General features: G+C 71.1%; 20 protein-coding genes. 7 read left to right on the top strand and 13 right to left on the bottom strand.

Features of this window, described 5'->3' with window-relative positions; genetic code table 11:
- Positions 1 to 26: 26 nt before the first annotated feature.
- The 6 genes from ACI2K6_RS04790 to ACI2K6_RS04815 form a co-directional block, all read right to left on the bottom strand.
- Positions 27 to 1,205: a PQQ-dependent sugar dehydrogenase gene (locus tag ACI2K6_RS04790; RefSeq protein ID WP_404568192.1), complete on the bottom strand. Its 1,179-nt coding sequence runs from the start codon at positions 1,203 to 1,205 to the stop codon at positions 27 to 29.
- A gap of 9 nt (positions 1,206 to 1,214) precedes the next feature.
- Entirely contained in the window at positions 1,215 to 2,612 is a 1,398-nt protein-coding gene (locus ACI2K6_RS04795; protein WP_404568193.1) for a serine hydrolase, read from the bottom strand.
- Between the two features lie 152 nt (positions 2,613 to 2,764).
- Positions 2,765 to 3,478, bottom strand: a complete 714-nt coding sequence (locus tag ACI2K6_RS04800; protein ID WP_404568194.1) for an NUDIX hydrolase — start codon at positions 3,476 to 3,478, stop codon at positions 2,765 to 2,767.
- A gap of 20 nt (positions 3,479 to 3,498) precedes the next feature.
- A complete protein-coding gene (locus tag ACI2K6_RS04805; protein WP_404568195.1) occupies positions 3,499 to 5,241 on the bottom strand; it encodes an ABC1 kinase family protein in 1,743 nt (580 codons plus the stop codon).
- Positions 5,242 to 5,246: 5 nt separating this feature from the next.
- A complete protein-coding gene (locus ACI2K6_RS04810; RefSeq protein ID WP_112613635.1) occupies positions 5,247 to 5,831 on the bottom strand; it encodes a PadR family transcriptional regulator in 585 nt (194 codons plus the stop codon).
- Positions 5,832 to 5,920: 89 nt separating this feature from the next.
- Positions 5,921 to 6,289 carry a winged helix-turn-helix transcriptional regulator gene (locus ACI2K6_RS04815; protein ID WP_404568196.1) on the bottom strand — a complete coding sequence of 123 codons (369 nt, stop codon included), beginning with the start codon at positions 6,287 to 6,289 and terminating at the stop codon, positions 5,921 to 5,923.
- A 96-nt stretch (positions 6,290 to 6,385) separates the two neighbouring features.
- Between ACI2K6_RS04815 and ACI2K6_RS04820 the strand changes: the two genes are divergently transcribed.
- Positions 6,386 to 7,243, top strand: a complete 858-nt coding sequence (locus tag ACI2K6_RS04820) for an SDR family oxidoreductase (RefSeq protein ID WP_282502243.1) — start codon at positions 6,386 to 6,388, stop codon at positions 7,241 to 7,243.
- A 58-nt stretch (positions 7,244 to 7,301) separates the two neighbouring features.
- Here ACI2K6_RS04820 and ACI2K6_RS04825 read toward each other — a convergent pair whose 3' ends face one another.
- On the bottom strand, positions 7,302 to 8,081 hold the full coding sequence (locus tag ACI2K6_RS04825; protein WP_323987388.1) for an isocitrate lyase/phosphoenolpyruvate mutase family protein: 780 nt from the start codon (positions 8,079 to 8,081) through the stop codon (positions 7,302 to 7,304).
- Positions 8,082 to 8,159: 78 nt separating this feature from the next.
- Positions 8,160 to 8,282 carry a type B 50S ribosomal protein L36 gene (gene ykgO / locus ACI2K6_RS04830; protein ID WP_023951906.1) on the bottom strand — a complete coding sequence of 41 codons (123 nt, stop codon included), beginning with the start codon at positions 8,280 to 8,282 and terminating at the stop codon, positions 8,160 to 8,162.
- A gap of 82 nt (positions 8,283 to 8,364) precedes the next feature.
- Here ykgO and ACI2K6_RS04835 point away from each other — a divergent pair, with 82 nt between their 5' ends.
- Entirely contained in the window at positions 8,365 to 9,294 is a 930-nt protein-coding gene (locus tag ACI2K6_RS04835; RefSeq protein ID WP_282502240.1) for a GTP-binding protein, read from the top strand.
- Between the two features lie 15 nt (positions 9,295 to 9,309).
- On the opposite strand, the gene ACI2K6_RS04840 is transcribed toward ACI2K6_RS04835, so the two are convergent.
- The gene (locus ACI2K6_RS04840) at positions 9,310 to 13,863 is read right to left on the bottom strand and encodes a lamin tail domain-containing protein (protein WP_404568197.1); all 4,554 of its coding nucleotides are present in this window, start codon (positions 13,861 to 13,863) and stop codon (positions 9,310 to 9,312) included.
- 175 nt (positions 13,864 to 14,038) lie between these two features.
- Here ACI2K6_RS04840 and chrA point away from each other — a divergent pair, with 175 nt between their 5' ends.
- Positions 14,039 to 15,241: a chromate efflux transporter gene (gene chrA, locus ACI2K6_RS04845; protein ID WP_404568198.1), complete on the top strand. Its 1,203-nt coding sequence runs from the start codon at positions 14,039 to 14,041 to the stop codon at positions 15,239 to 15,241.
- Here chrA and ACI2K6_RS04850 read toward each other — a convergent pair.
- The 3 genes from ACI2K6_RS04850 to ACI2K6_RS04860 form a co-directional block, all read right to left on the bottom strand.
- A complete protein-coding gene (locus tag ACI2K6_RS04850) occupies positions 15,231 to 16,508 on the bottom strand; it encodes an MFS transporter (RefSeq protein WP_282502237.1) in 1,278 nt (425 codons plus the stop codon). The genes chrA and ACI2K6_RS04850 overlap by 11 nt on opposite strands.
- A gap of 100 nt (positions 16,509 to 16,608) precedes the next feature.
- Positions 16,609 to 17,898, bottom strand: a complete 1,290-nt coding sequence (locus ACI2K6_RS04855) for a M18 family aminopeptidase (RefSeq protein ID WP_282502236.1) — start codon at positions 17,896 to 17,898, stop codon at positions 16,609 to 16,611.
- Positions 17,899 to 17,962: 64 nt separating this feature from the next.
- Positions 17,963 to 18,658, bottom strand: coding sequence for a M15 family metallopeptidase (locus ACI2K6_RS04860; RefSeq protein WP_404568199.1), 696 nt, complete (start codon positions 18,656 to 18,658; stop codon positions 17,963 to 17,965).
- 86 nt (positions 18,659 to 18,744) lie between these two features.
- Here ACI2K6_RS04860 and ACI2K6_RS04865 point away from each other — a divergent pair, with 86 nt between their 5' ends.
- Together ACI2K6_RS04865 and ACI2K6_RS04870 are read left to right on the top strand one after the other, a co-directional pair.
- Positions 18,745 to 19,413, top strand: a complete 669-nt coding sequence (locus tag ACI2K6_RS04865; RefSeq protein WP_404568200.1) for a response regulator transcription factor — start codon at positions 18,745 to 18,747, stop codon at positions 19,411 to 19,413.
- Positions 19,410 to 20,513, top strand: coding sequence for a HAMP domain-containing sensor histidine kinase (locus ACI2K6_RS04870; RefSeq protein ID WP_323987379.1), 1,104 nt, complete (start codon positions 19,410 to 19,412; stop codon positions 20,511 to 20,513). Before ACI2K6_RS04865 ends, ACI2K6_RS04870 begins: the two co-directional genes overlap by 4 nt.
- A 6-nt stretch (positions 20,514 to 20,519) precedes the next feature.
- Here the strand turns inward: ACI2K6_RS04870 and ACI2K6_RS04875 are convergent, their stop codons facing one another.
- Positions 20,520 to 20,828, bottom strand: a complete 309-nt coding sequence (locus tag ACI2K6_RS04875) for a TraR/DksA family transcriptional regulator (RefSeq protein WP_114588055.1) — start codon at positions 20,826 to 20,828, stop codon at positions 20,520 to 20,522.
- A 208-nt stretch (positions 20,829 to 21,036) separates the two neighbouring features.
- Here ACI2K6_RS04875 and ACI2K6_RS04880 point away from each other — a divergent pair, with 208 nt between their 5' ends.
- Both ACI2K6_RS04880 and ACI2K6_RS04885 read left to right on the top strand, forming a co-directional pair.
- Positions 21,037 to 21,171 (top strand): hypothetical protein, encoded by a 135-nt coding sequence (locus ACI2K6_RS04880; protein ID WP_274177495.1) that lies wholly within the window; start codon positions 21,037 to 21,039, stop codon positions 21,169 to 21,171.
- A gap of 120 nt (positions 21,172 to 21,291) precedes the next feature.
- Complete coding sequence (locus ACI2K6_RS04885) at positions 21,292 to 22,791, top strand: MATE family efflux transporter (RefSeq protein WP_282502232.1); 1,500 nt, start codon at positions 21,292 to 21,294, stop codon at positions 22,789 to 22,791.

The following is a 22,791-nucleotide window of genomic DNA, read 5'->3' on the forward strand; positions in this document are numbered from 1 at the left end:
TCCTCTGAGAACGCTATCAAGCCGGTTCAGCCCTCGGGCGCGAGCGTGACCCGCGCCAGCCGGTCATCACCGGCCGCCGCGTTCCCGCGGCCGTCGGTGTTGTTCGTGAGCAGCCAGAGTTCGTCGCCCGCGACGACGGCATCCCGGACGCGGCCGAGCTCACCCGGCCAGAGCGCGACCGGCTCGCCGACGAGAGCGCCCGCTTCGACGTCGATCTCCCAGACGCGTTCGCCGCGCAGGCCCGCGACGAAGAGCGTGTTGCCGCGCGCCGCGACGCCGCTCGGGCTCGCCTCCTCGGGCGTCCAGGTGATCAGGGGCGCGATGAAGCGCTCGTCATCCGATTCGCCCTCCACGACGGGCCAACCGTAGTTGCCGCCCGCCTCGATGCGGTTGAGCTCGTCGAAACGGTCCTGTCCGAACTCGCTCGCCCACAGGATGCCGTCCTGGGTCCACGCGAGACCCTGCACGTTGCGGTGTCCGAGGGAGTACACCTCCGACCCGAGAGGGTTGCCCGGGGCGGGCTCTCCCTCCGGCGTCAGCCGCAGGATCTTCCCCGCCAGCGAAGCGGGGTCCTGCGCGGCGTCGGACTCTCCCGCATCTCCCGTGGCGACGTAGAGCATGCCGTCCGGCCCGAAGGCGATGCGCCCGCCGTTGTGAACGCGGTCGCGCGGAATGCCGTCGATGACGACCTCCGCACCGCCGAGCCGGCGGTCGCCGGCCTCACCCTCCAGCTGCATCCGCACGACGCGATTGTCGTCAGCCGTCGTCACGTAGGCGTAGAGCAGCGCATCGTCCTCGCCCTCGCGGACCGCGATGCCGAGAAGACCCCCCTCGCCGACCGCGGCGGTGAGGTCGATCTCGCCGACGACGCGCGCGAGCCCGTCCGCGTCCACCTCGAGGACAGCACCGTCGTCGCGCTGGCTCACCAGCTGCGTCCCGTCGTCGAGGACGACGACCGACCACGGCACCTCGAACTGGGTGACGACGTCGATCGGACTGCCGGTCGGGCGCCACCAGCCGGGAGAGGCATCGACCGGCGCGGTCGACGTCTCGTCGGGAGTGGGCGTCGCCTCGTGGTCCGGAGGCCGCCGGTCGGCCACGCCGGTGCATGCGGAGAGCAGCAGTGTCGAGGCGAGCAGGGCGCCGGCCACGGCCGCCGGTCGAGACCGGCGAGCAGGGATGCCGGTTCCCGTCGAGCGCGTCATCGTTCCAGGCTACGGGCCGGAGAGGATCGCGGCTGCGTCCTGCGCCCATCCGAGCGCCACGGCAGGGCTCGCGAACGTGGTGGCGTCGTCGGCGCGCGCGAGCACCGTGATGACGACCGGCGCGGCGCCCTCGCGTTCGAGGTACCACGATCCGGCGAGCACCCCGACCGAGCTGCCGCCCTTGAACGCGACGAACGTCCACTCGTCCCCGAACGCGAGACCGGGATTGGCCGACAGGATGTCGCGGACCGGCGCTCCCGCCTCGGTTCGCGCCCGCTCCTGCAGCGCCTCGTGCGCCGCGGCCAGATCGTCGGGGGTCGCGAACCAGTCGGCGCCGTCGCGCCATCCCGGAGTCGCCGCGGATGCGGCGGAGAGGTCGGGCACACCCGCGGGGAGCCGCTCGATGACGGAGCGACGCGCCTCGGGATCGTCACCCGCTCCACCCCACAGTGCGCGGAGGTCGGGGTCGCCGAACAGGAGCCAGAAGAGCTCGCGCGTGGTGAGGAACGGCGTGTTCGCGCCCGGGTCTGCATGCCCCATCGAGACCATCGCCGATTCGACGGCATCGCGCCCGACGGCACGGATGAGCATGTCGGTCGCGGTGTTGTCGCTGATCGCGATCATCTTCTCCGCGGCCTCGCGCACGGTCACCTTCGTGCCGTCGGGACGGTCCTGCAGCTCGCCGCTGGGGAGGCTCCGCACTTCGGCGTCGACGACCAGCTCGTCATCCCAGGCGAGCCGGCCGGCCGCGACGGCGTCGACGACGGCTCCGAGCACCCACAGCTTGAAGACGGATCCAATGGGTCCGGCCGCCTGATCGCCGCCCTCGTAGAGCACCTCGCCGTCGACCTCGCGGACCTGAACGCCGACCGTGAAGGCGGCCTCGTCGATCTGTTGCGTGAGCTCATCCCACGAGGCCGCGGGAGTCCGCTCGGGCTGCGGCGGGGCGAAGAGGAGCATCGCGATGCGGGCGTCGGGGGTCACCGAGATCGACATGTCGTACGTCACCTGCTCGGACTCGATGGTCACGCGGGCCTGGGTCTCGACGCCGTCGTACGCCACGGCCGTCCACGGGGCCGCGGCCTGCATCTGCGTGAACACCTTCTGCAGTTCGGCGGGCGCCAGCTGATCGAGCGCTGCGTCATCGAAGTGCGTCTCGATGTCGTCGACGTCGGTGGTCTCATCGCCGTTGATCTCGTCCATCACCCAGCGGACCTGCTCGCCGACCGGTGTGGCGGGAATCTCCACCGAAGCGGCAGACGAGGCCGATGCGTCGTCGGGTGCGGGGTCGGCCGCGCAGCCCACGAGGACTGCGGCGGTCGCAGCCGCGACGGCCACGGCAGCCGAGCGCCGTCTGGGGGCACGGGCGGACGAACGGGTCGAAGGGGTATCGATGGGGGAACTCACGCATCCAGCTTGGCGTGGCGCACCTTCGGCCACCTCCCCCCACAGGAGGAAATCGCACCGGCGTTCACGCTCGCGGCGGCATTCGCCGGCTTCGGGGATCCGACGGTGCCGTTCATCGCCAGCCTGTTCCTCGACGCTCGCCACCGGCGCCATCACTGCGGCGGGAGCGGCAGCTCTCGGTCGAGATCCCAGTCCTCGGTCCACCCGAGTTCGGTGAACAGGCCGTCCAGCAGCATCGCCGTGAAACCCCAGACGAGGAACTCTCCGGCATCCTGACGCACGACGAAGCCCGGCCCCCGCCATTCGGCGCCGTCGCGGCGCAGCACCGTGACACCGCGGTTCGCCGGCGCGAGCAGGTCGGCCACCGGCGCTCGGAACACAGCCGCCGACTCCGCGACGTCGACGACGCGAACGGGTGACGGGCGGCGCCACCAGGCGAGCACGGGCGTGACGAGGTGGCGGGAGTACTCCAGCGGCAGCGGCGGAAGCGGGCCGAGCACTTCCACCCCGGCGGTGTCGAGGCCCGTCTCCTCCCGCGCCTCGCGCAGCGCCGCGGCGACGACGTCCTCGTCACCGGGATCCACCCGTCCGCCCGGCAGCGCCACCTGTCCCGGATGCGACCGGAGCGTGGCCGCGCGGGCGAGCAGCAGGACATCGAGATCACGCGAGAGAGCGGCTTCGGGCGCGCGATCGCTCGGACGGTCGTCGAGGATGCCGAAGAGCACGAGCACGGCGGCGGCACGGGTGCCCGGCGCGGCCTCGGACCGATGGAGCAGCCCGCCCCCGGCGAACCCGGGCCGTGCGGCACGCGCCGCGAGCGCGGCGAGCTGTTCGCGCGCACCGGTTGCAGGCGTCTCGAGGGGCATGACCTCAGGCTACCGAGCCGTCAGTCGCGGCGACCGAAGACGCCCGCCAACAGGACGTGCAGCAACGGCAGCGCCGACAGCCCCATGAGTACCGTTCCGAGGGTCTCGTCGTCGGGGCGCAGGAGCACTCCCCCGACCAGCAGTCCCGCGAAGAGGATCCCCGAGACCGCGCGTCGTCCCAGTCGTTCCAGGCGCGACATGCGCCGTTCGAGCCTGCCGCTGTCGAACCCGAGGTTCCCGTCCTCGAGATGCGTGATGAGCCCGTCGAGCCGCTGCGGCAGGCGCATCGTGACGTCGGCGAGGCCCATGGCACGCCGCGCCATGTCGCGCATGAGATCTCCGCGTTCCTCGCGGAGCAGCCGAGCCGCGTACGGCTCCACCGCGTCCCAGAGGTTGAAAGCGGGGTCGATCGAGGTGCACACACCCGACGTGAGCGAGGCGGCCCGGATGACGAGCAGGAAGTTCTCCGGCAGCTGGAAGGGCAACGCGCGGGCGAGCTCGCCGAACTCCCCCGCAAAGTCGCGGAACTCGCGCGGATCGACCTCCTTCAGCTCCGCGAAGCCCATGCCGCCGAAGCGTGCGAACAGCTGCGTCATGGCGCGCTCGAGCTCGCGGACGTCGGCCGAGGGCAGCAGCGCGCCCACCTGCGACATCCCGGCAACGAGCCCGCGGCCGTCGCGAGCCGCGGCCGCGACGAGCACCGTGCGCAGCGCCTCCCGCGTCGAGGGCGATATCTCGCCCATCATCCCGAAGTCGATGAACGTCAGCAGCCAGACGGGCCGGTCGTCGCGGCGCTGGTCGGACGGCACCGGCGTGACGAAGACGTTCCCCGGGTGCGGGTCGGCGTGGAAGAACCCGAACCCGAAGAACTGGTCGAACATCACGGAGGCGAACACGCTCGCCACCTCGTGAGAATCGATGCCCGCGGCCCGGAGACCGTCGACGTCGGTGACCTTGATCGCGGTGACGTCGGCGAGCGTCAGGACCCGCGACGTCGAGCGCTCCCAGGCGATCTCGGGAACGGCGACCCGGGGGTTGTCGGCGAACTTCTCCCGAAAGCGTTCGGCATTGGCCGCCTCGTGCCGGTAGTCGATCTCCTCGAGGCTCGTGACGGCGAACTCCTCGACGAGCGCGGGCATGTCCGCGCGGCGCGAGACGAGGCGGATGCGGCGGAGCCATCGGGCGATACGTCGCAGCGCAGCCAGGTCGACGTCGACGATCGTCTGGATGCCGGGGCGCTGCACCTTCACGATGACGTCGGTGAACCCCGCGTCGGCGGCCTGCTCCGGCGTCAGCCGGGCGCGGTGCGCCTGACCGAGGGATGCCGCGGCCACCGGCTGTTCGTCGAACGACGCGTAGGCGTCGCGCAGCGGCATCCCCAGCTCCGCCTCCGCGGCCGCGCGGATCTGGTCGAAGGGCACCGGCGGCACCTCGTCCTGCAGGCCGGCGAGCTCGGTCGTGATCTCGGGAGGCAGGACGTCGAGCCGGGACGACATGAACTGCCCGACCTTGATCATGAGCCCGCCGAGCTCGACCGCGAGCGCATGGAAACGACGGGCCAGTCGGCGCAGTCGCGCGGTCCGACCCCGTTCGGCGAGGCGCTCGAGGCCGAAGCGGGGCAGGACGATCTCAAACCACCACGTCTGCACGAGTGCGCGCGCGGCGAACCGCAGGATGCGGCGGTAGCGCGAACGCGCGCGCGCATCACCCGGCACCGAGGGGATGCCGGGTGATGCGACGCGATGCGAGTCGGCCGAGGCCACCCGCGTCAGGCCTGCGCGAGCAGGGCGTACAGCTTGCGACGCGCGTCGTCGAGGATCTCGACGGCCTGCTGGACCTGCTCGGGTGATCCGCTGCGGCCGACCTGGGCGGCGGCCTGCGCGAGCTCGACGCCTGCCTTGGGCAGTGCCGTCACGCGGCTGTGGTCGCGGCTCGTGCCCTCCCACGGCGCCGACTTCTCGCCCGCCTCGCCCGCCGCTGCGCGGCCGGCCTCGGTGAGGGAGTAAGTCTTGCGTCCGTTGGACTCCTGGGCGCTGACGAGGCCCTCGTCGGCGAGCAGCTGGAGGGTCGGGTACACCGAGCCGGCGCTGGGCTTCCAGGACCCGCCGCTGCGCTCCTCGATCTCGTGGATGATCTGGTAGCCGTGCATGGGCTGCTCGGCGAGGAGGGCGAGCACGGCGGCGCGGACGTCGCCGCGTCCGACCCGGGTGTTCACCTTCTGCTCGAAGGTCGACTTCAACTGGTCGAACGCTTCGAACACGTTGTTTCCGAGATCGGAGACGTTGAATCCGCCGCGACCTCCGAAGATGTTGTCACGGCCGCCGAAACCGCCGGTGGGGAATGTTCCGCTCATGCTGACCTCCCGGTCGTCGATACGTTAGCGATACCTGACGATATATCGTTACCGCCACGGACGACAGGGTTCGCATGGAATACCCAGCCTCACTCGCCGCGGTCGACGATCTCGTCCGCGTGCGCCGCGATCCACTCCATGAGAGGCATCATCCGCTCCATCAGCTCGTCGCCACGTTCGGTCAGCGAGTACTCGACGCGGGGCGGGACCTCGGGGTACGCGGTGCGGTTGACGATGCCGTCGGATTCGAGCGTTCGCAGCGTTGAGGCGAGCATCTTCTCGCTGATGCCCGTGACCGAGCGACGCAGCTCACCCCATCGGGCGGTGCCGTCCGTCAGAGCCATCAGGACGAGCACACCCCATTTGCTCATGACGTGGTCGAGTACGACTCGCGTCGGGCAGTTCTCCGTGAACACCTGATCGAATGTCGCCCGGATCTGCGCGAAACTCACTGCCATGTAGGTAGCTTACCGAAAAGTGGGTACCCATCGTCTGGAATGTTGGCCCGCCCCGGAACGGTTGACCCGAGCATCACCCGATCGAAAGGATCACCGATGACCATCCTCATCACCGGAGCGAGCGGACAGCTCGGCCGCCTCGTCGTCGACGCCCTGCTCGCCCGCGGCGCCGCCCCTGACACCGTCGTCGCGGGAGCGCGCGACGTCGCGAAGATCGCCGATCTGGCGGACCGCGGGGTGCGCACCGCCCGCGTCGACTACGACGACCCGGCCTCCCTGCGCGAAGCGCTCGCGAACGTCGACAGCGTCCTGCTGATCTCGGCGTCCGAGCCGGGCAGGCGCTTCGCGGGCCACAAGAACGTCATCGACGCTGCCGCCGCGGCAGGCGTCTCTAAGCTCGTCTACACCAGCGCCCCGAAGGCGACGACCTTCGAGTGGGCCCTCGGCGCCGAGCACAAGGCGACCGAGGAGGCCATCGCGGCCAGCGGCGTTCCTGCCGTCGTGGTGCGCAACAACTGGTACATCGAGAACTACGTGCCCGACGTCCAGCGCGCCGCCGAGAGCGGTGTCATCGCGGCATCCGTCGGCGACGGCCGGATCGCGCCGGCCTCGCGCGCAGACTTCGCCGAGGGCGCGGCCGTCGTCCTCCTCGAGGACGGCCACCTCGGCGAAACATACGAGTTCGCCGGAGACACCCGTATCGGGTACGACGCGATCGCCGCCGCGGCCTCCGAGGTGCTCGGTCGCGACGTGACGTACGCCCGCGTCTCGACGGACGACCATGTCGCCGCCCTCGAGAGCGCCGGACTCGACGCCGGCACCGCGCAGTTCGTCGCCGGGATCGACACCGGCATCCGCGACGGCGTTCTCGACGTGGACGACCACACCCTCTCGCGCCTCATCGGGCGACCGACGACGTCGTTCGCCGACGGGCTTCGCGCCGCGCTGGCCTGAGCCGCGGCATACCGGCGCGCACCCACCTCGGGGGCGGTGCGCGCCGGCTCTGCGGGCCTCAGTTCAAGGGACGCGTGGACGGCGGGATGACCCCGTTGGCGTACAGCTGCTGGGCGACATCCTGCAGCGCCGTCAGAGCGACCCGCTGTGTCGTCGGGCCGTAGGAGATGCGGGCGACGCCGAGATCCTCGTACTCCGCCGCGGTCAGCGCACCGGGAAGCCCGATGACGCTGAGCTTGCGCTCACCCAGACCCTCCACGAGGCGCCGGGTGATGTCGGCGTCGAGGATGCCCGGGACGAACACCAGGTCGGCGCCGGCGTCGAGATACGCGCGACCGCGCTCGATCGCGTCGGCGATCGACTCCTCGGTCGACCGGTCGCCCGCGCGCACGAAGGCGTCGGTGCGGGCATTGAGGGCGAACCGGACGCCCTCGGCCTCCCCCGCCCGGACGATGGCCTCGACCGCGCGGACCGAGTCCGCCAGCGGCTGCAGGCGGTCTTCGACGTTCGCACCCACGATGCCCACGCCGATGGCCCGGCGCGTCGTCTCACCGGGGTCGCCGAAGCCCGCGTCGAGGTCGGCCGACACCGGGACGTCGCCCGCCACCGCGACGATGCGGCCCACCATGTCGAGCACGATCTCGAGCGGGATGTCGGTGCCGTCCTCGTATCCGAAGGATGCCGCGATCGAGTGACCGGCCGTAGCGATCGCACGGGTCTCCGGCAGAGCCAGGATGGCCTCGGCCGACACGACGTCCCACACGTTCACCACCCGCAGGATCTCGGGGGCGGCATGGAGGGCGGACAGGGTCTGGGCTCGCTCAGCGGGAGTGCTCATGTCGCTCACGCTAATCGTGCGGGGCAGCCGGAGGGCATATGTTGCGCGGATCGACGGCACGTGTCATCGGGCCGCGCCTCAGCCCTGGCGCCCCTTGAAGCGCGGGTTGAGCTTGTTGATGACGTACACGCGGCCACGGCGGCGCACGACCTGCGCGCCGGGCTGGTTCTTCAGCGACTTGATGGATGCGCGAACCTTCACGATGACCTCCTATTGAGAACTGTTATCAACAACAAGGTACGGTGGAGGATCGATCGCCACAACTCGAGCCGGAGAGAACACCGTGACCACTCACCTCGCCGTCACCGGCGTCTGCAGCGCCGAACGCCGTCGTTACGCCCGTCTGTGCGTCATCGCCGGGCGCCACCGCTCCCTCCGCGTCGTCGATCTCGCCAGCGACGCCGACCCCGCTCACGTCCACGCCACCGTGCACGGCATGCCGTCGCTCTGCGTGCTCGATGCCCGCCACGCGATCGACGACCTGCGCGACGAGGCGCCGCTGCGTCGGGCCGTTCCGCACGGAGACGGGCGAGCCGACGTCGGCGCACGCGCGCGGTTGGCGGCGCAGCTGATCGAGGCGGCGAGCGCCGTCGTGATCGTCAACTGGGAACGGATGCCGACGGCCGACCTCTCGATCCTCATGGCGCTCGCGTCGCACCTGGCGCCGACCGCCCGCATCCGGCTCAGCCGCGGCGTCGTCGACGACCTCTCCGCGCTCGGTTTCGGCACCACCCTCCCCCTGCGGGACGCGGGCGACCGCGCCGGATGGACGCGTGCCCTCAACGGCGAGCACGATCCGTTCCTCACCGATCGGCGCGTCGCCACGATGCGCTACGAGCAGTTGCGCCCGTTCCACCCCGGCAGGCTCGTGCTGGCTCTCGATCTGCTCGATTCCGGCTCGTGCGGACTGGTCGTGCGATCGGTCGGGGTCTGCCGTCTCGCGACGCGAGCCGCCACCCCAGCCCGATGGGAGCAGGCGGGTTCGGCCATGTGGATCGATCCGATCGAGGCGGGTCACGGGCTGGACGACGTCGGCCAGGACATCGCCCTGACGGGCATCGACCTCAACACCGCCGCTGTGCGGCACGTCCTGGATGCCGCCGTGCTCGACGACGCCGAGCTGTCGGCGGGCCCGATGGCCTGGCGACGGCTGCCCGACCCCCTGCCCGAATGGAACGTGGCGGTCGGGTCCGAGGACCCGACCGCCGACTGAGCCGCTGGGTGCGGTTCAGACCCGTCCGCGACGATGCGCGCGCCGGCGGATCGCCGTGAGAAGCGCACCGCCCACCAGGAGCACGAGAGCGATCCCGGTCACAGTGGCGGTCGTCGAGGCTTCCCCGCCGGTCGCAGCGAGATCGCGACGTGAGCCGGTCCCGTCACCCGCGCCCGCCGCCTCGGGGTCGGCCGCGCCGGTGCCGCCGGACGGAGCATTACCCGCGCCACCGCCGGTGTCGCCGCCGCCCGTGCCGCCGCCCGCGCCCGGGTCCGACCCTCCGCCCGAGCCGTCGCCGGGGTTCTCGGGCTCGGCCGCGGCGATGACCGTGAACAGCGACACCCGCGAGTCGTCGACGGCGCCGAACGGATCGCTCGTGCGCACGTACCACCCCCGCTCACCCTCCTCCGCGAGCGGCCATGCGGCCGAGAGGATCGAGCCGCTCGCGACGTCCGAGAACGTCGCGATCTCGGTGTCCCCCAGAACCTCCGCCGAGAAGGCGTCGGTGCCGAGCGTTCGCGTGCCGGGCTCGATGCGCAGCTGGTCGTACGTCAGCGCGAACTCCTGCTGCGAGTAGTCGCCCGCCCCCGCCGGGCCGAGCAAGCTCGGCTCGTCGGAGTTGTACACGTCGAGCGAGGGCGAGTAGGTGCGCACGAGCATCTGCCGGCCCTCGTTGTCGAAGTGCAGGAGACGCAGGAACCCGAGACCGCCCTCCGGGAGACCCTGATAGTCGAACAGCATCGAGTACACCGCGCGGTCCAGGGCGCCGTCACCGTCGTCGTCGAATCCGTCCTCGCGCAGGAACGCGTCGTGGTAGTGACCCGAGAAGACCATGCGGACGTTCGGGTTCGTCGCGACGACCTCGTCCATCACCCGCTGCGGGATCGCCCCGAGCCCGCCCGTGGTGAGGATGAACTCGTGCTGGGCGATGATCGCGACGCGGTCGGGGTACTGCGCGAGCACCTCGTTCATCCAGGCGATCGAGGCGTCACCGGGAAGCCACCCGGTGTAGAGCATCAGGAAGTCGATGCCGCCCGCCGAGATGAGGTCGTAGTGACCGCGGTTGTCCTCGAAGCTGCCGCCGTACCAGGGGTTGCCGGCATAGCGGTCCGCGCCGAAGTACGCACCGTAGTTCGAGTAGTCCTCGAGGTGGTGGCCCACATCGTGGTTGCCGGCCAGCACGCCGTACGGCAGCCCGGCCTCGTCGAGGCGGCGGTACTCGGGGTCGGCCCGCTCCCACTGCTCCATCACGTCGTAGTCGTCGATGATGTCACCGGTGTGGAAGAGGTACTGCAGGTTCAGCTCGTCGCGCCGATCGAGCAGGTACGAGTGGATCGCCTGCTGGTGGCGGTAGGGCTCACCCGGCATGGTGTTCTCGTTGTAGTACTGCGTGTCGGACTCCCAGGCCAGAGTGAAGTCGTAGTCGCTGCGCGGCACATCGGCGACGTTGTGCGGCGTGACCGGAGTCGTCCGGTCGGAGCGGTCCGCGCCCGCGAAGCCCTCCGAGTGCTGGACGAGCATCCGCACCACCCGGCCCGCGCCGTCCGACGCGGCGAAGGCGTAGTCGTCGACCGCGACGACGGCGTCGAGCGAGAACGACTCGTCATCGGCCGCGCTCACGTGGCGATCGACCTCGTCCCAACCCGACCCGTCGGCTCGCTGGACGTAGAGGATGACCGTCGCCCCCGCGTCGGCGTGACCCGACCACGTCGAGCGGACGTCCGAGCCGGCGTCGGCATCGGTGACCGCGACGTCGAACGACTGGTACGGGAACGCCCGGTCGCTCGTGATCTCCTCCGAGACGCCGTCAACGGCGGCGAGGGTGCGCAGCTCGTCGGCCGTCAGCTGCTCGGCCTCGGCGCGGTCGACCGCCCGAGCGTCCTGCACGGTGCCGGACTGCGCGCTGACGTCGCCGTCGGACAGATCGAGCCGGCGCCCCTCGAGGAAGCTCACGTCGAGTACGTCGCCCGTCGGGTCCTCGACCTTCGCCTGCAGGGTCACATCACCCGCTGCGACCTCGGCCCCTTCGGCCGGGGCGAGGACACCGGCGCTCGGCTGCTCCTCATAGGTCGTGAAGGCGGCCGTCCACGTGTCGGTGTTCCCCACGTGGTCGGTCGCGGTGATCTCGACGCGGTGATCCCCGGCCGCGAGGTCGACGGACGACGTCTCGTGAGGCAGCGCGATCTCGACGCCGTCGAGCCGGGCGACGGTGCTCGCGACGCCCGATCCCGCGTCGGCGACCTCGGCGTCGATGACGATGGGCCCCTGATAGGCGGTGCCGTCGACGATCTGCGAGGTGACGACGGGAGCGGTGTTGTCGACCGTCACCGTCCGCGAGAGGGTCGTCTCGCCGTCGGTGGCCGCCACGACGGCGGCACCGTCGGCGCGGGCGGTCGTGTCCCACGAGGCCGAGAGAGCGGCGAACGCGTCGTCGGGCAGCGCGAAGCGCGCCTCGTAGTAGTCGAGCTTGCCGGTGGCCGCCCCCGTGTCGGTGACGCTGTCTCCCATCCGCAGGACCGCCGCGGGATCGTCGTACCCGATGGGCGTGAGCGTCCGCCCGTCGGGCAGGACCAGGCGCAGACCCCGGATCTCGAAGTCGTCGTTGTTCTCGGCGAGGTCGATCTCGGGCGCCTTCTTGGTACCGGCCCACACGCTCACGACGAGCTCGTCACCGCGGACGACGTACTCGACCGGCACCGGGGTCACGATGGTCTCCCACCCCTGCGTGCCGATCTCGAAGATGTTGAGGACGTCGTCGCCGATGCGCACGCCGTTCTTGAAGTAGTAGTTGACGTTCGTCGTGTCGAAGACGAAGCGCGGCTGGTCCTCCAGGGTGGGGGTGGTCTCCACGGCCGCGCCGTCGATCGTCAGCTCGATCGGGCTCGGGTACGCGTCGCCCGCGGCGACGATCTCGGTCGTTCCCGAAACGAACCGGCCGTCCTCGAGGTTGAGTCGGACCGGGTTGGTGTCGACCCCGGCCACCGGAACGCGACGGGTCGACGTCGAGGTGGAGTTCGTGCCGTCGCTCGCGGTGATCGTGTACTCGTACCAGCTCTTGCCGATGAGGTCGGCGGCGTTGACCACGAACGTCACCGAGCCGTCGCCGGCGTCGAGGAGGTTGATGCGCGCCGGAGCGGGGTCGACGTCGTTGGCGAGCTGCAGTGTCACGGTCCGCGCCAGGACGTCGTCGGTCACGGTCGCGGTGATGGCGAAGTCGGTGCCCGGCTGGATCTCGGCGGCGGTGCCGTCGACGATCGTCGGCGCCTGCGTGTCGGGCGCAACGATCATGAGACCGCCGGGAACCTGGTCTGGCTGCACGGCACCCGGCGATGCCGGGGCGAGGTCGACGATCCGCTGCGTCGCGACATCCGCTCCGACGGTGTAACGGATCCCCTGGTCGGCGACGGTGTCATCGGCGCCGTCGAGGTTGTACAGCGCGGTGCTGACGTGACGGCCGCTGTTGGTCTCGATCGCGACGCCCCGAGGCGAGCCGTTCGCCATCCCGGCCGAAGAGATCTCGACGAGGCTCTCCCCCGCGACGAGCCGCGAGCCGAAGTGGTCGTTGAAGTCGGCGGCGGTCAGGGCGTCGTTGGCGCCGTTCTTGATCCACAGCACGAGCGTCTCGCCCGCCGGGATCACGACGTCACCGGGAACGGCCGGCCAGACGCTCGACGAGCCCTCGACGGGGTAGAGGTAATCGATCGTGTAGTCGGAGAAGTCGATCGGATCGCTCGAGGCATTGTAGACCTCGATGAACTCGAAGGCATCGGAGCCCGCGACGTTCGCCGAGTCCGGCAGCAGCTCGGTGATCTGCAGCGGCGCGGTGACGACGCTCGGGTCGGGCTTCGGGTCGAAACCGGGCTGTCCCCCGGGCTCCTCTCCCGCGGGCGGGGTGATGGCCTCGGGCGCCACGACACCCGGGGTGGCCGGGGCCGGCTCGGCGAGGATGTCCGTGCCGCCGTCGACGCGCTCAGCGGGCAGGCGGAAGTGCGCCGATTGCCCGGCTGCCGTCGCGGTGCGCCCGTAGGTCGACCATCCGACGGTCTCGTCGTTCTGGAGGATGCGGATGCCGCGCGGCGCGCTGTTGGCCATGCCGGCCTGCCCCGTCACGCGTACGACGGGGGTGCCGGCGTCGGCGCCCCAGTGAGCGCGGAACTCGTCGATCGAGTGCGCGAAGGAATCCACGCTCCCCGCGGTGTAGCTCAGCCAGAAGACCGCGGTTCCGCCGGCGGGGACCACGACCGGATCGGCCACGGTGAGCGGCACGTCGCGGGCACGGTCGGCACCGTCGACGTACGTGTAGGCGAACGAGAAGCCCGCCGCCGCCAGATCGAGGTCGGTCGCGCCGCGGTTGTGGACCTCGAAGAACTCGTAGTCGTCGACCCCGACGTTGTCGGGGGCGATCTCGGTGACGATCAGCGCGCCGGATGCCGCGTCGGCCGCCGTCGGCACGAGAGCGGTGGGCGATGCGAGCGCGGGCGCCGCGAGCGCGAGCGAGAGGGCTCCGGCGGCGAGCGTCGCCGTCGTCGCGATGGTCAGGAAACGGGCGCGTGGGCGCTCAGCGGGCATGACAAGCCACCTTCGGTGCAAGAGGGATGCTGCCGACCGTAGGGACCGCGCACGATCACGGAGTGAACGATCCCTCCCCGCGAGATGTCCGCCCGGTGACGCGCCACGTCATCTCGATGTGCTAATCGCGCGTGGCGTTCACCGGCTGTTCACGGATCGGTGGTGCGCTGGACGGGTGTCGAACCTCGCCGCCGTGTTCGCGGTGTTCCTGCGCCTCGGACTGACATCCTTCGGCGGCCCGATCGCGCACCTCGGCTACTTCCGCGACGAGTTCGTCGAGCGCCGGCGATGGATCGGCGATCGGACCTACGGCGAACTCGTGGCCCTGTGCCAGTTCCTGCCCGGGCCCGCCTCGAGCCAGGTGGGGTTCGCGATCGGCCTGCGCCGCGCGGGACTCGCGGGCGCGGTCGCGGCCTTCGCCGCATTCACCCTGCCCTCCGCCGCACTCATGGTCTGGGCGGCGAGCGGAATCGGGGCCGTGACCGGCACCATCGCGACCGGAGTCGTCGACGGGCTCAAGGTGGTCGCGGTGGCCGTCGTCGCACACGCCGTCTGGGGCATGGCGAGAAGCCTCGCACCCGACCGACCGCGCGGGACGATCGCGATCACGGCAGCCGTCGGGGTCGCACTGGTGGGCGGGCCGTTCGCCCAGTTGGGGGCGATCGCCCTCGGCGCCCTCGCGGGGATCCTGTGGCTCGGCGAGGGGTCCTCCGACTCGGTTGACGCCGCCGACGCGGACGCCCTTCCGAGCGCGAGCACCCGTGTCGGGGTCACCGCGCTCGTGATCCTGACCGGCCTCCTCGTCGCGAGCCCGATCGCGGCTCGGGTGACGGGAGACGGCTCGCTCGCACTGTTCGACGCCTTCCTGCGCTCGGGCGTGCTCGTGTTCGGCGGCGGCCACGTGGTGCTCCCCCTTCTCGAGAGCGCCGTCGTCGGCCCGGGCTGGGTGGATGCCGGGACGTTTCTGGCCGGCTATGGTGCGGCGCAGGCCCTGCCCGGTCCGCTGTTCGCCTTCTCGGCCTATCTCGGGGCGCTCGCGAGCGTCGGCCCGGGTGGCGTGGCCGGGGCCATGATCGCGCTCGTCGCGATCTTCCTGCCCGGCTTCCTGCTGCTCCTCGGTGCGCTGCCCGTGTGGGCCGTCGTGCGGCGCTGGTCCCGGGCACGAGGCCTGGTCCGCGGAGCGAGCGCCGCGGTCGTCGGCATCCTCGGCGCCGCCCTCTACGACCCGGTGTTCACGACGTCGGTCACCCGCGTCGACCAGTTCGCGCTCGCCCTCGTCTGTTTCGGGCTGCTGACGCTCTGGCGCTGCCCGGCCTGGGTGGTCGTGATGCTGGGCGCCGGCGTGGGGGCGACGACGGCAGCGCTGATCAACGGCTGACGAGCGACGGTGCGGAGTGGGCTCCACCCGATGTCCGGGCCTGTTCCTCCGCGCGTTCACGTCGCTCGATCACGACGTTGACGACCCCGAGCACGAGGACGAGGACCGCGGCGATCGTCGGCAGGAGCATCGCCAGCCGGACATCACCCGCCTCCGCGATCGCGCCGGTCGCGGCTGACGCGAGCGCTTGCGCCAGCGTCAGCGCCGATCCGAGGAGCGTCATCGTGGTCGCCGACCGGCCGACGGGGCTGCGGTGTCCCGCGATGCTGAACAGCGTCACGAGCGTCGGTCCGACGCCGAGCCCCATCAGCAGCAGCATGACGATGACCGCGCCCAGCGAGTCCGAAGCGGCGTAGCCGCCCGCCGAGACGGCCAGCACGGCGGCGAAGACGAGCCAGCGGTGACGCAGGGCGAAGCCCGACGGCAGGAGCACCACCGCGAGGGCGAGGGCGGCCGAGCCGATTCCCATGAGGCCGTAGAGCAGCCCGGCCTCGACGTCGTCGCCGGCGGTTTGCGCGAACGCGGTGAGCGAGGTCAGCGTCGCTCCGAAGAAGAGTCCCACGCCGAAGGTGCCCGCGACCAGGACGAGGACGCGCCCGCGCAGCACCTGCGCGATCGGCGCCCGCTCCTCGCTCTCACCGGGGTCGAGGGCGGTCGCGGCGATCCGCCCGCTGGGGTGGAGGGCGAAGGCGGTGACGAACACGAGGCTGAGAGCTGCGGCGATCGCGATCGGGGCCCAGGGCGCGATGACGGCCGCGAGGATGCCGACGAGGAACGGGCCGATCACGAACGCCGTCTCGTCGGCCGCCGACTCGTACGACATGACGCGCGAGAGCGTGCGTGGCCGGTGCTCGGCACCGAGGCGCGCCCGGATGATGCCCATCAGCCGGCTGCGCGACATGGCTGCCGCTTGCGGAGCGCTCAGGCCGATCGCCGCGGCGGCGGTCAGGATGAGCGGGTCGGGTGATCCGGCGGTGACGACGATCGGGAACACCCCGAGCAGGATGCCGTTGAGGATGCCGAGTGGAACGAGCACGCGCCGCTGCCCGAACCGGTCGACGGCGTCGCCGATCACCGGGCCGGCGATGACGACGCCGATGCCGACGGCGGCCGACGTGAGCCCGCCGAGCCCCACCGACCCGGTCGCAGAGACGACGAGGGTGAGGACACCGACGACCATCATCGCGAAGGGAAGCCGGGCGATGAACGCGATCGGGAAGAACGCCCAACCCGTGTGGCGGATCAGGGAACGATCATTCGACGTCATGCATGCCTCCGAGCAGTCAGCTCGTTCTCACGTGCCGCCTTGCTCCGTCAGCAGGTAGTTGCATCGCTTCGTCCGGGCCGGCGCCGCGGACTGCTCGATTCTACCGGCGGAACAGCTCCTCGGCCACGAGCGAGAGATCGTGCAGGTCGGAGACCCCGGCGAGTTCGCGCGCCGAGTGCATCGAGAGGATCGGGATCCCCACGTCGACGGTGCGGATGCCGAGCCGCGTGGCGGTGATCGGCCCGATCGTCGACCCGCAGGGCACGCCGTTGTTCGACACGAACTCCTGGCTGCGCACGCCCGCCGCGTCGCACCAGCCGTTCCATGCGGCGGCCCCGACGCCGTCCGTCGCGTACCGCTGGTTGGCGTTGATCTTCAGGATCGGCCCCGATCCGAGCACCGGCAGTACGACGGGGTCGTGCTTGTGGGCATAGTTCGGGTGCACCGAGTGCCCGACGTCGCTCGAGACGCACCAGGATGCCGCCAGGGCGCGCATCCCCTCCTCGCGATCGGCACCGAGGCCGAGCTGGATGCGCTCGATGACATCGGCGAGGAAGGGACCGGCCGCACCCGAGCGGGTCGCCGACCCGACCTCCTCGTGGTCGAAGACGGCGAGCATCGCGATGTGCCCGGCGTCGAAGCCTCCGGCGGCTCGCTCCAGCGCGACGACTCCGGCATGGACGGAGGCGAGGTCATCCAGCCGACCGGCCGCGAAGAAGACGTCCCCCGCGCCGAAGACCGAGCCCCGGGCGGCATCGGCCGTCACAACGTCGTAGCCGCGGATGCGGGCGGCATCCACTCCCGCCTCGCGGGCGAGCTCGCCGAGCAGGTCGGCGGAGTCGGCGGACCCGAGCCCCCACACCGGCTGCGTCTGCGTCTGCTTATCGAGGGCGAGGTGGTCGTTCGCCTCGCGGTCGAGGTGGATGGCGAGCTGCGGCAGGCGGAGGAGCGGGCCCGTCGCGGTGAGCACCGCGGTGCCGTCGTCGAGCACGAGGCGGCCGGCCAGCCGCAGCTCGCGGTCGAGCCACGAGTTGAGCAGCGGTCCGCCGTAGACCTCGACCCCGGCTTGCAGCCAGCCGAGCCGGCCGGTGGTGGGGCGGGGCTTGAGCTTGAAGGCGGGCGAGTCGCTGTGCGCGCCGAACACCCGGACGGGCGTCACCGCGGTCGCCGCTGCCGGCACGATCCACGCGAGCACGGCTCCGTCGCGCACCACGAGGTAGCGCCCGCCCGGTTGTTCCGGCCACTGCTCGTCTTCCGCCAGCGCGGTGAAACCGGCTGCGGTGAGGCGTCGCGCCACCTCGGCAGCGGCATGGAAGCTCGACGGCGACGCGGCGACGAACTCGGCGAGGTCGTCGGCGTGGGAGCGGGCGGCGGCGGTGACGGCGGACACGGTGACTCCTGGATCGTTGAGGGGCTCCCTCGATCGTAGGCGCACCCGCCGCCGCGGCCCGGGCTCAGCCGTTGGCATCGGTGCGCATCGGCGGGCACTCCGATCCCGGCGTGGTCGCCAACTCGAAATGCCACGGCTCGTTGCCGTAGGTCTGGCAGATGCCGAACTCCGAGCCGTACGAGATCAGCCAGTACTGCGCGTCGACCGGCCCGATGTCGATGGCGTCGGCGCTGACGTGACGCGACTGCTCGGGGGTGGCGACGTAGGCGCGGGCGGTCTCCTCCCCCACCGAAGCGATGCGGTCGTCGAGGAGCCACTGCTGATACCCCGCGCTGCGCCATCCGCTCGTCACGCCCAGGCGGATGCCGTCGTCCGCGGCACGCGCCTCGGCAGCGCGCATCGCCGCCAGCAGCTCCGGGTCGATGCGCGAGATGGCCGGCAGGTCGTCATCCCACAGACTCACCTGCACGCCGTCGTCGATGAACCCGTCGTCGGCCGACGGCGTGAAGACCGCGCCCGGGAAGACCGGCGGCATCGGCGGCAGCTGAAGACCCGATGAACCGGCGAGCGCACCGATGGCGGAGGCGCCGAGGGCGACCGCACCCGCGACGGCAACCGCGCCGAGGGCGAGGCGGCGACGGCGAACACGACGGGATGTGCGCGCTCGCGGGCGCGGCGGCACGAAAGTCACCCGCCGTCCGGATTCGGTCGTCGGCAGCGCGAGCGGGCGGGTCGGAACCGGGGCGGAGGAAGTGCTCATGCTCCCAGTGGACGAGAGCGGATGTTGCACCGGTGTCGCCGATTCCGCATACGCCCGCGATACATGCGCCCGCCTATCCTGAGGCCATGCGTGTGCTGATCGTCGAGGACGAGCTCTTCCTCGCCGAGGCGATCCGCGACGGCCTCCGCCTCGAGGCCATCTCGGCCGACCTCGCCGCCGACGGCGATACCGCGCTCGAGCAGCTGGCGATCACCGCGTACGACGTGGTCGTGCTCGACCGCGACATCCCCGGCCCGAACGGTGACGAGATCGCGCGCCACCTCTCCCAGCAGACCGGGGCGCCCCGCATCCTCATGCTGACCGCGGCCGATCGGCTGGACGACAAGGCGTCGGGCTTCGAGTCCGGTGCCGACGACTACCTGACCAAGCCGTTCGTGATGCGCGAGCTCGTGCTGCGACTGCGTGCGCTGGCGCGGCGCTCGGCCAGCTCCGCTCCCCCGATCCGCGAGTTCGGCGGCGTGAGGCTCGATCCCTTCCGCCGCGAGGTCTACCGCGATGGACGGTACATCGCGCTGACACGCAAGCAGTTCGCCGTGCTCGAGGTGCTCCTCAGCGCCGGCGGTGGTGTCATCAGCGCCGAGGCGCTGCTCGAACGCGCCTGGGACGAGAACGCGGACCCGTTCACGAACGCGGTCCGCATCACGATCTCCACGCTCCGCAAACGGCTCGGCGAGCCCTGGGTCATCGAGACCGTGCCGGGTGTCGGATACCGGATGTCGGAACCCGCGCTGTGATCGCCCGCCGCCGCGGGCTCTCCCTGCGGGTCTCACTCACCCTCAGCTACGCCGGGTTCCTGGTCGTCGCGGGCGCGGTGCTCTTCGGCGTCGGGCTGCTGGCCCTGCGGTTCGTGCCGAGCGGCGACCTGTTCAGCCAGTCGACGGGCGGGTGGGCGCCCGGACGCGGCGACCTCACCGACGTCTTCGTCAAGTACGCGTGGTGGGCTCTGGCCGCCCTCCTCGTCGTCGGACTCGTCGGCGGCTGGTTCCTCGCGGGGTGGATGCTCGCGCCGCTCGGACGGGTCACCGAAGTAGTCGGCCGGGCCGATGCCGGAACGCTTCACCGCCGAATCGCGCTGCGCGGACGCCGGAACGAGCTGACCGACCTCGCCGACGCCTTCGACGACATGCTCGACCGGATCGAACGCGCTGTCGCAGAGGAATCGCGGTTCGCGGCGAACGCGTCGCACGAGCTGCGCACCCCGCATGCCGTCATCCGGACGATCATCGAGGTGGCGCGCGCCGATCCGGGCGGCCGCGACGTCGACCTCGTCCTGAGCAGGGTCGCCGAGACGAACGAGCGGGCGATCGCCACGACGGAGGCCCTGCTCGACCTCGCGCGCGCCGGACGATCCGGCCTCGACTTCGCGCCGGTCGACCTCGCAGCCCTGGTCGAGCAGGTCGTCGCAGACGCACGCGACGGCGCGGATGAGGCGGCCCGTGGAGGGTCACCGAGCATCCGCGAGGAGCGGGGGCCGGCCACGGCGCGCGGGAACGCCGCCCTCCTCCGGCAGCTGGTGTCGAACCTCGTCGCCAATGCCCTCATCCACAACCTCCCGGACGGGGCCGAGGTCGCCGTACGCACCCGGACGGCACCCGATGGCTCAGCGCTGCTCGAGATCGCCAACACCGGTCCCGACCTCGATCCGGCTCGCGTCGCAACGCTCACGGAGCCGTTCGTGCGCGCGGGAGACCGGACCCGCGCGGCATCCGACCGGGGGATCGGTCTCGGACTGACGATCGTCTCGGCCATCGTCCGCAGCCATCGCGGCGATCTGCGGATCACCCCGCGTGAGGGCGGGGGCCTGATCGTCCGCGTGACACTGCCCGGCGCCTGACAGCGCCTAGGCCGTCTCGGCCCGGCTCTGACACTCGATGCACGCGGGAGCGTAGGGCACCGCTTCCAGGCGTGCCGGCGCGATCGCGCGGCCGCATCCGACGCAGCGCCCGTACGAGCCCGCGTCGACGCGATCCAGGGCCTCGGTGATCAGGGTGATCGTGGCGCGGTGCGATGCGGCGGTCTGATATGCCACCGGGTCGACGGAAGGAACCGCGCGCGGCTCGATATCCTGCAGCAGCTCGCGGCGTTCGGCGAGCAGCGCTTCGAGGCGCATTCGAACGTCGCTCGACGTCGCGTCGGCGGTCTTTTCCATTTTTCTTCCGTTCTGATTTTTCTGGTGCGCGAAAAACCCCGGTCTCAAGCCTGCAAGGGCGAAACAACGGGGCGGTGACCACCCACCATAGCCAGTCCGCACAGAAAAGCAAGCTGCGCCGAGGCGGCCCGAAAAGCGGATTTGACTTCTTTTTCTTCCGGGCTATGGTCGGGAGTCACACGCCAGCCACGAGGGGAAGCGAGTTCTCATGTCGACCAAGACACCACGCACACGAGGCGACAAAAAGGCGCCGCAATTGTCGTTGAAAGAAAAACGCGCGGCCAAGCGCGAGAAGCAGGAGGACGGCGCGTTCCTGAAGCCCCGCAAGGGGTCCTCCCGCTGACACCGCGAGCGCGCATGCGGGATATCCCTTGGCGCATCTCGAATCGATTCGATACACTGATTGACGGCGGCGCTCCGGCGCCGCCGTTGTCGTGCCCGCATCTTCTCGAAGGCCACCGCGATGTCCCGCACCCTCACCACCGGCAGCCCCTGGCGCGTCATCCTCGCGTTCTCGGTGCCTCTCCTGATCGGCAACGTGGTGCAGCAGATGTACCACATCGTCGATGCGGTCGTGGTCGGGCGCTGGCTCGGCGTCGACTCTCTCGCCGCCGTCGGCGCGACCGGCTCGATGCTGTTCCTGCTCATCGGGTTCGCGTGGGGACTCACCTCCGGATTCGCGATCCCGACGGCGCAGGCCTTCGGCGCGGGCGATCACGCCGCGGTCCGCCGGTCGGTCGCGGCCGGCGCCACGCTGACCGCGATGACGAGCGTCGTCCTCACCGTCGTGGCTCCGTTCCTGTCGCGTCCCCTGCTCGAACTGCTGCAGACTCCCCCCGAGCTCCTCGATGATGCGACGACCTTCGCCGTCGTCAGCTTCCTCGGCGCCGGGGCGACGATGTTCTTCAACTACCTGGCGGCGATCATCCGCGCGATCGGCGACTCCCGCACTCCGCTGATCTTCCTGACGGTGGCATGCGTCTTCAACGTCGTGCTCGTCGTGCTGATGGTCGGGCCGCTCGGATGGGGCGTCGGTGGCGCCGCCCTGGCGACGGTCGTGTCGCAGGCGTTGTCGGTCGGGCTGTGCCTCGACTACATCCGCCGCCGCATCCCGGTCCTGCGCATGCGGCGCGCCGACTGGCGCATCACGCGCGCCGACCTCGCCCTGCACCTGCGACTCGGACTGCCGATGGGTTTCCAGGCGTCGATCATCGCGATCGGCACGCTCGCGGTGCAGGTGCGCCTGAACGAGCTCGGCGCCGACGCCGTCGCCGCCTACACGACCGCTTCACGCGTCGACGGGCTCGCGATCGCTCTGCTGCAGTCGCTGGGACTCGCCGTCTCGATGTTCGTCGCGCAGAACTACGGCGGTGGACGTCCCGACCGCATCCGCCAGGGCGTCGCACAGGCGACGTGGATGGCCGTGATCGGCGCTGTCGGACTCGGCGCGGTGCTCATCACTCTCGGGGCGCCGCTCGTCCGCCTGTTCGTCGGTGACGGCTCGGACGACGTGGTCTCGCTCGCCGCCCTCATGCTGATCATCAACGGCGCGACCTATACGGCGCTGGGCGTCCTGTTCGTGCTCCGCGGGGCGCTGCAGGGCCTCGGCCACACTCTCGTGCCGACCATCACCGGAATCGTCGAGCTCTTCATGCGCGCCGGAGCCGCTGTCGTGCTCGGCGCGCTCATCGGTTTCGCGGGGGTCGCGTGGAGCAACCCCCTCGCCTGGCTCGGTGCCACCGCCATCCTGATCCCGGCCTACCTGCGAGCGCGTCGCGAACTCGCGAGCATGCCGGTCGCACGCGCGGATCACATCAGCGCGGCCACGACTCCCGTTCCGGTCGTCGGCCCCGCGAGCGGATCGATGGTCGTCGATGCGGTGGTCACGCAGCCGGTCCCCGTCGTCCCGGCCCGGCGACGCCGGCGTACGGTCGCCGCAGCGCTGCGCCGCAGCCGCGGCTGA

It is taken from the genome of Microbacterium sp. NPDC006705, from assembly GCF_044903545.1.
Taxonomy (GTDB): Bacteria; Actinomycetota; Actinomycetes; order Actinomycetales; family Microbacteriaceae; genus Microbacterium; species Microbacterium plantarum.

Bases quoted from the DNA above. Each gene is read 5' to 3' on its own strand.
- ACI2K6_RS04790 (WP_404568192.1), bottom strand. From the start codon at position 1,205: ATGACGCGCTCGACGGGAACCGGCATCCCTGCTCGCCGGTCTCGACCG.
- ACI2K6_RS04800 (WP_404568194.1), bottom strand. From the start codon at position 3,478: ATGCCCCTCGAGACGCCTGCAACCGGTGCGCGCGAACAGCTCGCCGCG.
- ACI2K6_RS04810 (WP_112613635.1), bottom strand. From the start codon at position 5,831: ATGAGCGGAACATTCCCCACCGGCGGTTTCGGCGGCCGTGACAACATC.
- ACI2K6_RS04815 (WP_404568196.1), bottom strand. From the start codon at position 6,289: ATGGCAGTGAGTTTCGCGCAGATCCGGGCGACATTCGATCAGGTGTTC.
- ACI2K6_RS04820 (WP_282502243.1), top strand. From the start codon at position 6,386: ATGACCATCCTCATCACCGGAGCGAGCGGACAGCTCGGCCGCCTCGTC.
- ACI2K6_RS04825 (WP_323987388.1), bottom strand. From the start codon at position 8,081: ATGAGCACTCCCGCTGAGCGAGCCCAGACCCTGTCCGCCCTCCATGCC.
- ACI2K6_RS04840 (WP_404568197.1), bottom strand. From the start codon at position 13,863: ATGCCCGCTGAGCGCCCACGCGCCCGTTTCCTGACCATCGCGACGACG.
- ACI2K6_RS04850 (WP_282502237.1), bottom strand. From the start codon at position 16,508: ATGACGTCGAATGATCGTTCCCTGATCCGCCACACGGGTTGGGCGTTC.
- ACI2K6_RS04860 (WP_404568199.1), bottom strand. From the start codon at position 18,658: ATGAGCACTTCCTCCGCCCCGGTTCCGACCCGCCCGCTCGCGCTGCCG.
- ACI2K6_RS04865 (WP_404568200.1), top strand. From the start codon at position 18,745: ATGCGTGTGCTGATCGTCGAGGACGAGCTCTTCCTCGCCGAGGCGATC.
- ACI2K6_RS04875 (WP_114588055.1), bottom strand. From the start codon at position 20,828: ATGGAAAAGACCGCCGACGCGACGTCGAGCGACGTTCGAATGCGCCTC.
- ACI2K6_RS04880 (WP_274177495.1), top strand. From the start codon at position 21,037: ATGTCGACCAAGACACCACGCACACGAGGCGACAAAAAGGCGCCGCAA.
- ACI2K6_RS04885 (WP_282502232.1), top strand. From the start codon at position 21,292: ATGTCCCGCACCCTCACCACCGGCAGCCCCTGGCGCGTCATCCTCGCG.